This is a genomic window from Pseudorhodoplanes sp., assembly GCF_035565795.1.
Lineage (GTDB): Bacteria > Pseudomonadota > Alphaproteobacteria > Rhizobiales > Xanthobacteraceae > Pseudorhodoplanes.
On the sequence record NZ_DATMRV010000014.1, the window covers coordinates 1 to 11,502 of the forward strand.

An 11,502-nucleotide genomic window follows, 5' to 3' on the forward strand; every position below is an offset into this window, starting at 1 on the left:
TTGGCTAAGTAAGCGCCCGTCCGAGGGCGGTTCGCCCTGTTCGGCCCCCGCGGAGAGGTGGCTGAGTGGTTGAAAGCACCGCACTCGAAATGCGGCATACTCGCAAGGGTATCGGGGGTTCGAATCCCTCCCTCTCCGCCAATTACCGCCTCCTGCACGCGCCGGAATCTCGTGTCTGACAAAGACATGAGACATCTCTGCTCACCCATCGCTCCTAATCCGGATCGTCGCCATGTCCATCCAGGGTGACCCGGCAGGTCCGCAGGTTGCCCTGCGGCGTTCGCTGACGCTCGGACCGCTCCTTTTCTATGGCCTTGCGGTCATCGTCGGCGCTGGAATTTACGTTGCTGTCGCATCCGTCATTGGACGCGCCGGCACCGCAGCACCGCTGTCGTTCCTGCTCGCGGGCCTCGCCGCCGCGCTGACCGGGTTGTGTTACGCGGAACTTGCGAGCCGGTTTCCGGAAGCCTCTGGCGCCGCGGCCTACGTGCGGGAGGGATTCGGTTCCGATCGCGCCGCGCAGGCGACCGGCGTTGCCTTGACGCTTGCGGTCGCAATCGCCGCGGCCTCGATCGCAAGCGGCGCCGTCCATTATCTCTCGCTGCTGATCGGCCTGCCGCCCGCCGCCTTGATCGCGCTCATGGTCGTCACCTTCACGCTGCTGGCGATGGCAGGCGTACGGGAGAGTATCGGTTTTGCCGCCATCGTCGGTGCAATCGAAATCCTCGGCCTTGTCGTTGCCGCCGGTGCGGGCTTTCTCGCCGCGCCCGCCATTGACCTCACCGCCATGTTTCCGGTTGGCATCACCGGATGGCAGAACACCATCGCTGGTGCGTTCATTGCTTTCTTCGCGTTCATTGGCTTCGAGAGCCTGGTCAACATGGCTGAAGAAGCGAAGGAACCGCGACGAACGATTCCCTACAGCATCGTCGGCGCCGTGCTGATCAGCACGCTGCTCTATGTGGCGGTGGCGGCCGCGCTCGTATCAGCCGGCCGCGAAGGCCAGAGCTCGCTGCTCGATCTGTTCCAGGGCTCGCATGCGAAGTTGTTCGCTGCCGTTGGTGCGCTCGCCATCGCTAACGGCGTCCTGGTCGAGATCGTCATGCTGTCGCGACTGTTCTACGGCATGGCGCGCCGCAGGCAGCTTCCCGCCTGGCTGGGGCGCGTTCACCGGGTGACACGTACGCCGATTGCGGCGACCGCGCTCGCCGGCTTTATCGTGCTGGCGGCTGCCCTGCTGATCCCGTTCGAACGATTGCTTTCACTGGCCAACATGCTGACGCTGGGCATCTTCGCCGTGGTGGATATCGCGCTGTGGCGCATTCAGCGCCGGCAGCCGGCTGGTGATGGCATGTTCACGGTTCCGCGCTGGGTGCCGCTGGCCGCCGCCGCCTGCGCGGTCGCGTTGATGTTTGCGGAGATCGTGCCGTGAGCGGCGAGGGTGAAGCCGACACGGGCGACGCTAATAAGCTTTATCGCCAATTGCTACGGCATGCGTGGGCCGAACAAATCAACCGCATTCAAGACAGTGTCTCTCACCAAGTCGCTTTGAAGTGACGATTCATATGGGACAGCGGGCACAATGATTCGGTCTTCAGACCCCAGCGCAAGCGATCCAACTTGTTTGGCTCCTGTCTCGTTTCGATTTATCGCTACGTGTGCCATTAGGCCTTCGAAATAAAACCTAAAGATCCCACTTCCTGAATGCCGGTGTTCGCCAGTCAACTTAATAGGTGAGTAGTTATGCGTGGGGCCCACGGTGGAAAGCTGCAAAATTCGCACCGGATAAAAAGAGATCGGCTCGGGATCACTCGTGAGCACCTTTATTCGTAAAGTCTCCAAATCTTCTTGCGGCAAAGAGACTTGCGACATTTCCCAACGATCGCTGGCCGCAGCTCGCCACAACAGGCTCAGAAAAAATAAGCGAAGCCGACGAGCATCCAATCCGTGAATAAAGCGAATTCCCCATTTCGTATCGGGAATCTTCTCCGCAACTAAGTTGGAAATCGATTGAATTGGCCCCCATCCGCTCCAGACCAATTTGTGTTCTCGAAGTGCGCTTATTGCCCAATCGTCAATTTTGGAAAGTATCGCCTCGCCTTCGGCGGTAACTAACCGATTGTCATACCAGCTGCTGAAGCGGCGTTCGGGCCGTGTTCCGGCGCCTGCTTGAATAAAGCCTTCGCCCTTCTGAGCGTGGCGCGTCAGCGCCTTAGGCAGAATGTGCGAATCTACGAACTTGCCGCTGTGGCCGGTTAGCTTGCAGACACCCTTAGCCATGATGGATTCAAACTATAGGTTTGCAGTGCTTGTGTTGCTGATCTTAATGCGACGACGGACAAACGAGGAAGCGCACAGAACCGGTAGTGGAAATTACCTTAGATGGTTCTGGCGTTGGAATGCACTGAAACACGCTGCCTATTCGGCGGACGCGGGATTCGGTCCGCCTCTTGGCCAAGCGCTCCGCTCCGTCCGACGCTGAAGGCCTTCGTTTCGAAGCGCGACGTCGAGATCGTAAGTTGCTGCCGACGTGAGCCGGCTCACATTCGCGCAGCAGCAAGACCGTTAGGTCATCTGCATGGTCCCCACTGCAAGGAGGCGCAGATGACACGTCATCCCCCGATATTCCGTTCCGCTGCATTGTCCTCGATCGTGACGGCAGCGGCGTTGATTGCGCTGACGCCGAACGGCTCCCGTGCTCAGGGGCCGGCAGCGTCGCCGTTCGACACGCTCTCGATCGAAGAGCATGAAAACGTCAGCCGCAAGGAACTGTCGGCAACGACCGGCTCCGGTCAAACGGCGCGGATCGATGAGCCTGACACCGGAGAAACCACGCTTGTCGAAAATGCGTGGGACTTCACCAATCCGGCTACTATCCCGGGCTTTGCTTCGACTCCGTATCCGGTTCTGTCGAATTCGCAGAAGGCGGATTGAGCACGCGACCCGGTTTTGCCGCGCGCGCGCGGGACCGGGTGCTCTTACAGTTTCTTTCCGGCGTCTTCCCAGCGCTTGCTCGCCTTGGCATTGGCGACAATGTCGTCCACGCCCGCGAGCTTGACCCGGTCGCGGACCAGTCCCTTGTAGAACTCGCCTTTCGACACGGGTGCGACATCCGCGATGATGGTCCAGGTCTCGCCGGTATCGAGGCTCTCGAACACCTGCCCGTCGGTGTCCGCGGCGTAGAGCGCATAGCCGCCGCTCCACGCCTCGATGGTGAGCGCGCTGAACAATGCGCGCTGGCCGTTCGGTAGTCCGCCGAGCAGGCGCTCCCAGGTCTTGCCGGCATCCGCGCTGCGGAAGATCTTGCCGCGCGCGCGACCGCGTTCGTACCAGTGCAACGGCCAGCCGACGCCGACCGACATGAAAAGGAGATCAGGGTGATCCGGGTGAATGACGATGGCGTCCGGATAATCGGCCTGCGGCGGCATCGCGATCCTGTGCCAGGTCTTTCCGCCGTCCTCGCTCGCCATCATGCCGACGATGCCGTTGGCGATGATGTAACGGTCCGGGCGCGCGGGATGAACGAGGATGCGATGGATGTCGCATTCCTGCGGATCCGGATCGACCGGAAGTTCAGTAAAGCTCTTGCCGAAATCGGTCGAGACCAGAAGCGCCCCGATCTCGATGCCGACCAGAAGGCGATCGCCGTCGAGCACAATGTCCTTGATGTGTCCGACGCGCGGGGGAGGCGGAAAGGTCCAGCGCGCGACGCTGTCGGCATGGCGCAGCGCCGGCAGTTCCTGCCAGCTCTCGCCCTTGTTCTCGCTCACATAGAGATGAGCCGGCAGCGAACCGGCGAACACCACGTCGCGTCCCTGCAGCTTGCCGGCGCGCGCCGACCAGAATTCGTAATGCGAAAGGCCGTTATTGACCCATTTCCAGGTCATGCCGCCATCGTCGCTGCGCGCGATGCCGACCCCGCGCGTGGCTGCGAACAATGTGCCGTCGTCGAGTGCGGTGACTGCGCTGACGAACACGCCCTGCAGGGCGCGATGCTTCACGGCCCATAGCTTGTCGGTGCGCGCGAGAACCGCGATGCCGTCGACCGTGCCGATGATCATGGTGTCCGACGGACCTGAGGCGCGCTGGATATTGGTGCCGCCATTCGACAGAAGGATCATGAGCGCGTACCCGTCAGGTGTGTGCGGCGCGATAGATAGCCGAGCGGCCGAGGCGCGGAAAGCCTCGCCCGGCCATGCGATGCGCGGCAAGTTATCCCAGTTCGAACGTGGTGACGCCGAACATGCGCTCCAGCCGGAGCGGCGGAATCGGAGCCGTATACATGCGTGCGGTCTCGAAGACCGGAGCAAGGCCAGCGGCCTTCGCCAATGCCACCGCCTGCGTGTTGATGCCGGGAACGTCGAGAAACACTTCACCACCGCCTGTGGCGCGGAGCAACGCCGACAACACGGCCTGCGCCGTGTCGCGATCGTCCGCGACCAGTGGACCGATCTTGTGACCGGTGCGGCAAGGGCGGATCACACCCCATCCGGCCAGCGCGCCATTGCGGATGAGCGCACGCCCGATATGGCCCGGCGTACCGACCCAGCTGCGCAGGAAGGCAGGTCGCGGCGCCGGAAAGACCATGGAGTCGCTTGCCTCAATATCCGCGATCGGGAGGCCGGCCAGATCGACGATGCGGTCTGGCGCTTCGTCCGTCACCGTGGCTGTGCCGCCATAGCGGACATTCGCATAGGCAATGGTGAAGCCGGATTTCCGGTAATTGTCCTGCTGCGCAACGACGCCATCGAGTCCGATCACGCGGTTGCCGGCATGCGCGATCGCGGCGTTCCATATCTGCAGTCCGTAGCCGCGGCCGCGCAGATCCTTGCGCACGATGTAGAAACCGAGAAAGGAAAAGCGCGCATCGTAATTCACGCACGAGATGGTTGCGACGGGCTCGCCGCCGATCTCTCCAATCAGAAAGCCTTCCGGGTCGACCGTCGCAAAGCAGGCGGCATCGTTCAGTCCGGGATTCCAGCCTTCGGCAGCGGCCCAGTCGACGGCGACGGAGACTTCATCCGGCCGCATCGGCCGGATGCGGAGCGTTTCCATGAGGGTCCTTCGAATTCAAGCGAGGCCGCAGCCAAGGCTGTATCGGAATTGTCTAGCACGCAGCACGTGTATACGGCGCTGGTTGCCGCGCGCGCTCGCAGGATTTTGTGTGGACGGTTCAACCATTTACGGGTTGCGGAGGTTGAACGATACCGGGCTTTGGGACAAGCGTCCTGTGTCTCGCAAGTGGTGTAGCGCGGGCGCCCCTGTTGGCTCTGTGAGTTCGTTGCGGCCATGAAGTATCGAAGCATTGATCACCGGCCTGGCGTGTCGCTGGCAGCCGTCGCCATCCTGATCGTTATCTCTGCGGCGGCGCTGAAGTATCTCGGCAGCTAGTCCGCAAAATAAACCGGAGCGCCGCCGTCACCGCACCAGCTGGTCGCGGTAGTGCCGGTTCAGGGTCAGCCCGTGCCCTGGCGCGGGTGACGCCGTCATCGTCCCGTTCGCCGCAACGGCGGGCCAGCCCTCGAACACCGGCTCCAGCAGCGGAAATTCCTCAAGCCAGCGCAGCGCCGGTGCCGCCGCCGCCACATGCGCAAACAGCCCTGGCAGGAAATGCGGTGATACGATCGCGTCGAACGCCTCGGCGAGCGTCGCGATTTCGAGTGTCGGGGTGAGCCCGCCGACCATCGCAAGGTCCGGCTGGATCACGCTCGCGATGCGCTCGGAAACAAACGGCAGGAAGTCTGCGCGTGTCTGCAGGTGCTCGCCGGTGGCGATGGTCGCGCCGGCGGAAGTCGCGAGGCGCCGATAACCCTCCAGCGCGCGTGCGGGCAGTGGTTCCTCGACGAAGAGGAGGCCGTGTTCGCGCGCCAGCGCCATCAGCCAGAGCGCCTGCGTCAGATCGCACTTCTCGTTCGCGTCGGCCATGATCTGCACATGCGCGGGGATCGCCTTGCGCACGGCGGCAAGCACCGCTGCGTCGGAGGGCGTGCCTTTCACGCGCGGCTTCACCGCGGTCAACCCGCGCGCGGCCTGCTCTGCGGCGGCAGCCGCCGCAGCTTCCGGAGGCTGCACGGTGTTGAAACCGCCGCTGCCATAGACAGGAACGGCGCGCAGTTCGCCGCCCATCGCAACGCCGAGCGGCACGCCAAGCTTGCGCGCATGCAGATCCCAGGCCGCCACATCGATCGCCCCGAGCGCGATCAGGTTCGGACCCGCACCGGTGCGGTTGAAGCTCGCATTGATCTTGCGCCAGAGCGCGGCAGGCGGCGGCAATGTCTGCCCATCGACGAACCGCGCGACCTGCTCCTGCGCCGCCTTGAACGCGACGCCACCATTGCCGCCGATCACATAGGAGAAGCCGAGGCCCTGCGCGCCGTCGGAATCGGTGATCTCCACCACGATGACATCGACGGCGGAAACGCCCGAGCCGCCGACCGCCTGCGTCAGCCTGTAAGGGATGAGGCCAGCAGTGGCACGGACGGTCATGTGAGCTCGACGGTCAGCGGGTTGTACGAATAGAGCCAGCTGTTGCGGCTCTCGCCTTCATTGCGCTTGGAGAATTCCGCCCGGATCGCCTCCTGCGACGGCAGATGGAACAGCCGGCGGTTCTGGGTCGAGATATCGACGATGCGCGAAGTGCGATCGACCCGATTGCGCTGATAGAGATCGAGCGCCGCGGCGATGTTGCTCTCCTGCTGCAAGGCGCGGGCGAGCACGGCGCCGTCCTCGATCGCCATCGCGGCGCCCTGCGCGAGATAGGGCAGGGTCGCGTGCGCCGCATCGCCCAGGATGGTGGCGCGCTTCGTGCTCCAGTTGCGCACCGGCGGACGGTTGTGCAGCGACCAGCGGAAGCATTGGTCGCGGTCGGCGGCGTCGATGATGGTCTGGATCGCAGGATGCCAGCCGACATAGTCGGCCTTCAGGTTCTCCCAGGGGAATTTCACAGTCCAGGATTCCTCGGCAATCTCGTCGGTTTCGATGATGCCGACGAAATTCAGGAGTGCGCCGCCACGCAGGTAATAGCAGACGGCGTGTCCGCCCGGTCCCATGAACACCGACATCACCTGCGGCAGGAACGGCTTCGGCAGCCGCTCGATCGGCACGATGATGCGCCAGGCCGCGTCGCCGGTATAGGTCGCGGGAATTTCACCAACGATCTGGCGGGCGATGGTGGACTTCAGGCCGTCCGCGCCGACCAGGATATCGCCCTCGACATTGGTGCCGTCCGAAAGATGCAGCGTCACGCCGCGATCGGTTTCGGTGAAACCGGTTGCCTTGCTGTTCAGGCGGATCAGGTCGGGCTTCCGCGCGGTGGCTGCCTTGGCCAGGAGGTCGTGCAGATCGGCGCGATGAAGCTGCACATAGGGCGCGCCGTGCTGGCGGCGGTGCTCCTCGGCCAGCGAGAATTCCTGGATCACCTCACCCGTATCGTGCAGGCGGAACACATAGGCGCCGGGCTGGACGCCAAGGCGCAGCACGTCCTCCTCGAGGCCAAGATGCCGCAACACATGCATCGGGTTGGCGCTCATCTGGATGCCCGCACCGACTTCGCCGAGCGCAGGGGCCTGCTCGTACACCTCGACGTCGTAACCCGCCATCATCAGACAGGATGCCGCGGCCAGCCCGCCAAGCCCCGCGCCAACAATCAGAATCTTCTCGCCCGCCATTGCCTCGTTTCGCCCCAATTTTTGGTCGGGCGGAAATTGGCATTTCAAGGCAACGGCATGCAACCGCGCAGCGCGCATGGCGAAGCCATGGCGTCTGCGCGGAGCGGGTAACGTGGGGCCGTCGGGTTACCCCATGTAACTCATCGCGACCGGCAGGACCTCGTAGAAGCCGCGATAGATCATATCGAGCGCCACATAGAGGATGACGGCGAGGCCGACATAGGCAATCCAGCGGTGCTTCTGCAGCAGGTTCGCGATGAAGCTCGCGGCGATGCCCATGAGCGCGATCGACAGCACGAGACCGAAGATCAGCACGTAGGGATGGTCACGGGCCGCGCCCGCAACCGCCAGCACATTGTCCAGCGACATCGACACGTCGGCGATGACGATCTGCCAGGCGGCTTGCGCGAATGTCTTGCGCGGCGCCTTGCCGGGGACGGTTCCGTCCTTGTCGATATCGGAGCCGGACATGACCTCCGCGGCTTCCACCTCGTGCTCGTGCGGAGTGCGCAGTTCGCGCCACATCTTCCAGCACACCCAGAGCAGCAGCAGGCCGCCGGCGAGCAGCAGGCCGACAATCTGCAGGAGTTGCGTCGTCAGCAACGCGAACACGATGCGAAGCACGGTCGCCGCGGCGATACCGATCAGGATGACTTTGGCGCGTTGATTGGCGGGAAGACCCGCCGCGGCAAGACCGATGACGATGGCGTTGTCACCGGCCAGCACCAGGTCAATCATGATGACCTGGAAGAAGGCACTCAGAACCGAAGGCGTAATGAGGTCGAACACGACCGGACTCCTCTCTTGTTAAAAGGAACGGATCCGGTCGGCGAATGAGGGATTCGCATCCCAAACCTGGCGGGGCCATTCCTTGCGGAATTCCAGTCCGACATCGCGACCTGCTTGCAGGTCGCCAGAGGGGCCCGGCCTGGATAAAGTGCTCGTTACGTCACGGGGCGGTGGTTGCGACCCCGAGCAGTTGCGAAACCTGAACGGACTCGCTGAGGGTGCCGGCGGCGACGCCGACCAGCACGCACGCGCCGGCAAAGTCCCAGATCGTGACCGTGGCGGCATTGCGCGTCGTGCGGGTCATCCAGCCGAGCCCGGCCGATATGGCGGCCGTCGCAAAAGCGAAGACTGCGATCGCCGGCAGCAGCAGGTGGGACGGAAGATGCGCGGCCAGCGCGACCGCCGGCATCGCTGCAATCGCAGCGACAAGCGGCACGTCTATCGAAGACAGCCAATCCGATGTGCCCTGCGCAAAATCGCGCTTCATGTCCCGCTCCGCGAGGACGCGCAGCGAGTGACGCATCCTCACGACCACGCTAGGCGGAGTGATGCGGGTCGTGCAGCCGCAACGCTTGGGGCGTAGAAATACGGTAGTGCGAGGGGGGAGGGGTGTGGCTAGGGCTCGATCCGCCCGAGCCGGATGGCCTGGCGAACCAGCACCGCGACGCTCTCCGCCTGCATTTTTTCCATGATCTGCGCCCGATAGCTCTCGACCGTGCGGGTCGAGAGATCGAGCTTCGCGGCAATCGCCTGACTGGTGAATCCGCCGGCAACGAGATCGAAGATTTCAGCCTGGCGCGGTGTCAGTCTGTCGAAGCGCTCGCTCAGATCCTCGTTTTGCCTGGCCGTATCCTGCGCGGCGAACACGCGCGCGAGCGCACGATTGATCGCAGCAACGAGCATCGCGTCGTCTACGGGCTTCTCGATGAAGTCTTCGGCGCCGGCCTTGATGCCGGCAACGGCCATGGGCACGTCGGCATGTCCGGAAATCAGGATGATCGGCGTGGCGATGCCGCGCCTGTTCATCTCGCCGACGAGCGTGATGCCGTCCATGCCCGGCATTCTCACATCGGCGACCACGCAGCCCAGCCGCGTGGTCTGGACCTTGTTCAGGAAAGCCGCGGCGGAGTCGAACAGCTCGACGGAAAAGCCGAACACGCTCAGCATCTCGCCGATTGCGTCGCGAACCGATCGCTGGTCGTCGATGATGTATATGGTGGGGGAGGTCATGTCGGGCGGACCTGGGGTGCAATCCTGTTATTCAAGGTCTCGCGGCTGTTCAAGCGGGAGCGTGAAGCGGAACTCGGTTCCGCCCGGCGCGCTCGCATGCAGCCAGATCTGCCCACCATGGGATTCCACGATGCCCTGACTGATGGACAGACCAAGACCAAGCCCTTCGGTCTTGGAAGTCGTCAGCGGCTCGAACATGCGCTCGGCGAGATGCACGGGAATGCCGGGCCCATTATCTCTCACCGAAACCTCGATCCGCGCAGGGTCCGACAGCCTCCGGCCGGAAATCCGGACGGTGCCGTTCTTCTGCCCGGCATGCGAAATCGCCTCGGTGGCGTTGCGGATGAGGTTCAGCACCACCTGTTCGATCTGGATCCGGTCGCCGTGAGCCATCGGCAGGTCGTCCGGGATGGCGGGAATGATCTCGACGCCGCGCGCGGTTGCATCCGGACGTGCGAGGATCAGCGTATCGTCGAGCATGTCGGCGAGATCGAAGCTGGATACATGAGGGCGGCCGCGCCGCATGAATTCGCGCATCCGCCGCATCACGCCGCTGGCGTGATCGATCTGAGCGATGGCGTTGGCGATGTTTATTCCGGCGCGCGGCAGATCGGGTGAGGGATTCTCGATGATGTGCTGCGCCGAGCGCGCCAGGGCGCGCGCCGCGGTCATGGGCTGATTGATCTCGTGCGCGAGCGCCGATGCCATGCCGCTTACAAGGCTGAAGCGTGCCGCACGGCCGGATTCGGCTTCCTTCTCGCGCAACCGTTCTTCGGCGAGGCGTCGCAATGCGTCCGCGCTCTGCCGTTCGCTCACGACCGCGCCGACGATCAGCCCGGTGCCGGTCAGCACCAGCATCAGCGTCTGCATGTCGGTGAAGGAGCGCGCGTCATAGCCGAAATAATGCATCAGCCCGACCAGTGCGAATTGCGTGACGGCCAGCGCCGCGCACGCGCCGTCGAAGCCGTGCCGCACCGCGGCCAGCACGACCGGCACGAACAGCAGATAGAAATAGCGCAGTCCGCTGCCGCTCTGTCCGCCGATGATGATGTAGAGAGCGGCGCAGCTCAGTGCGGCATAGAACGCAACTTCGAATGCGATCGGGCGCGAATATCCGGAGAGCGAGCCGCGGCCTTGCGCAAGCATGACGAGCCGCAAGGTCAGCGGGGTCATCACCGCAATTCCGATGATGTCGCCGAGCAGAAGCGGCGTCGCCGCCGTGAGCACATTGCCGAGTTCGATGCGATGGTCGAGCAGGAGCAGGAGCGCAACGAGCGCTGACGTAACGAGAGCGGCCGCGATGCCGCTTGCCAGCAGCATGATCAGGTCACGCAGGTGATACAGGCCCGCATCGAGGTGCAGCACGCGGCGCGTCACGGTTGCGGCCGTGCCGTAAACCAGAGAGATAATGCCCGCGATCGCAACGATGACCGGCCATAGCAACTCGGTGCGCACCACGACCAATTCCGCAACGATCATGCCCGCGAACAGCACGAGCCCGTAGAGCGGGCCGCGCAGCAGCATGAAGGCGAACACGACGCCGAGGCCCGGATTCCACGGCGTGATCGGGACGCTCATGAATTCGTGGATGGAACTCAGCCATTCCATCACCACGAAGACCAGCACCAGCGTGGCGCCAAGGGCGACACGTGTGACCCAAAACGGGGATTGGGTGATCGAGTTCAAGCCGCCCGTCAGGGATCGAACGGTGGTCATCATCAGGCCGGCGTCCTTGCCCACATTCGTGGCGTGTCAGTCATTTTACAGGGCGGTGCGGCTCTCTTGCCATCGGAAAACCGCTTCCATATCGTACGCG

General features: G+C 63.6%; 11 protein-coding genes and 1 tRNA gene. 3 read left to right on the forward strand and 9 right to left on the reverse strand.

The genetic code is table 11. The features are described from left to right. Window positions 1-51 precede the first annotated feature (51 nt). Both VNZ93_RS01095 and VNZ93_RS01100 read left to right on the forward strand, forming a co-directional pair. Window positions 52-141: transfer RNA gene (locus VNZ93_RS01095), tRNA-Ser, on the forward strand. Window positions 142-232: 91 nt separating this feature from the next. Then, window positions 233-1,432 (forward strand): APC family permease, encoded by a 1,200-nt coding sequence (locus VNZ93_RS01100; protein WP_325698834.1) that lies wholly within the window; start codon window positions 233-235, stop codon window positions 1,430-1,432. Between the two features lie 53 nt (window positions 1,433-1,485). Here the strand turns inward: VNZ93_RS01100 and VNZ93_RS01105 are convergent, their stop codons facing one another. Next, window positions 1,486-2,280: a hypothetical protein gene (locus VNZ93_RS01105; protein WP_325698836.1), complete on the reverse strand. Its 795-nt coding sequence runs from the start codon at window positions 2,278-2,280 to the stop codon at window positions 1,486-1,488. A gap of 324 nt (window positions 2,281-2,604) precedes the next feature. Here VNZ93_RS01105 and VNZ93_RS01110 point away from each other — a divergent pair, with 324 nt between their 5' ends. Next, entirely contained in the window at window positions 2,605-2,934 is a 330-nt protein-coding gene (locus VNZ93_RS01110; RefSeq protein ID WP_325698839.1) for a hypothetical protein, read from the forward strand. 44 nt (window positions 2,935-2,978) lie between these two features. On the opposite strand, the gene VNZ93_RS01115 is transcribed toward VNZ93_RS01110, so the two are convergent. From VNZ93_RS01115 to VNZ93_RS01150, 8 genes are all read right to left on the reverse strand, one after another. After that, the gene (locus VNZ93_RS01115) at window positions 2,979-4,121 is read right to left on the reverse strand and encodes a WD40/YVTN/BNR-like repeat-containing protein (protein WP_325698842.1); all 1,143 of its coding nucleotides are present in this window, start codon (window positions 4,119-4,121) and stop codon (window positions 2,979-2,981) included. A gap of 91 nt (window positions 4,122-4,212) precedes the next feature. Continuing rightward, complete coding sequence (locus VNZ93_RS01120) at window positions 4,213-5,055, reverse strand: GNAT family N-acetyltransferase (RefSeq protein ID WP_325698845.1); 843 nt, start codon at window positions 5,053-5,055, stop codon at window positions 4,213-4,215. Window positions 5,056-5,418: 363 nt separating this feature from the next. Continuing rightward, entirely contained in the window at window positions 5,419-6,486 is a 1,068-nt protein-coding gene (locus tag VNZ93_RS01125) for a mandelate racemase/muconate lactonizing enzyme family protein (protein WP_325698847.1), read from the reverse strand. Continuing rightward, window positions 6,483-7,667: an FAD-dependent monooxygenase gene (locus VNZ93_RS01130; RefSeq protein WP_325698850.1), complete on the reverse strand. Its 1,185-nt coding sequence runs from the start codon at window positions 7,665-7,667 to the stop codon at window positions 6,483-6,485. The genes VNZ93_RS01125 and VNZ93_RS01130 overlap by 4 nt, the downstream gene beginning before the upstream one ends. A gap of 126 nt (window positions 7,668-7,793) precedes the next feature. Further along, window positions 7,794-8,456, reverse strand: a complete 663-nt coding sequence (locus tag VNZ93_RS01135) for a TerC family protein (RefSeq protein ID WP_325698854.1) — start codon at window positions 8,454-8,456, stop codon at window positions 7,794-7,796. 160 nt (window positions 8,457-8,616) lie between these two features. Then, window positions 8,617-8,943 (reverse strand): hypothetical protein, encoded by a 327-nt coding sequence (locus VNZ93_RS01140; RefSeq protein ID WP_325698858.1) that lies wholly within the window; start codon window positions 8,941-8,943, stop codon window positions 8,617-8,619. A gap of 128 nt (window positions 8,944-9,071) precedes the next feature. Further along, a complete protein-coding gene (locus VNZ93_RS01145) occupies window positions 9,072-9,686 on the reverse strand; it encodes a response regulator transcription factor (RefSeq protein ID WP_325698862.1) in 615 nt (204 codons plus the stop codon). Window positions 9,687-9,713: 27 nt separating this feature from the next. Beyond that, window positions 9,714-11,405, reverse strand: a complete 1,692-nt coding sequence (locus VNZ93_RS01150; protein WP_325698864.1) for an ATP-binding protein — start codon at window positions 11,403-11,405, stop codon at window positions 9,714-9,716. Window positions 11,406-11,502 lie beyond the last annotated feature (97 nt).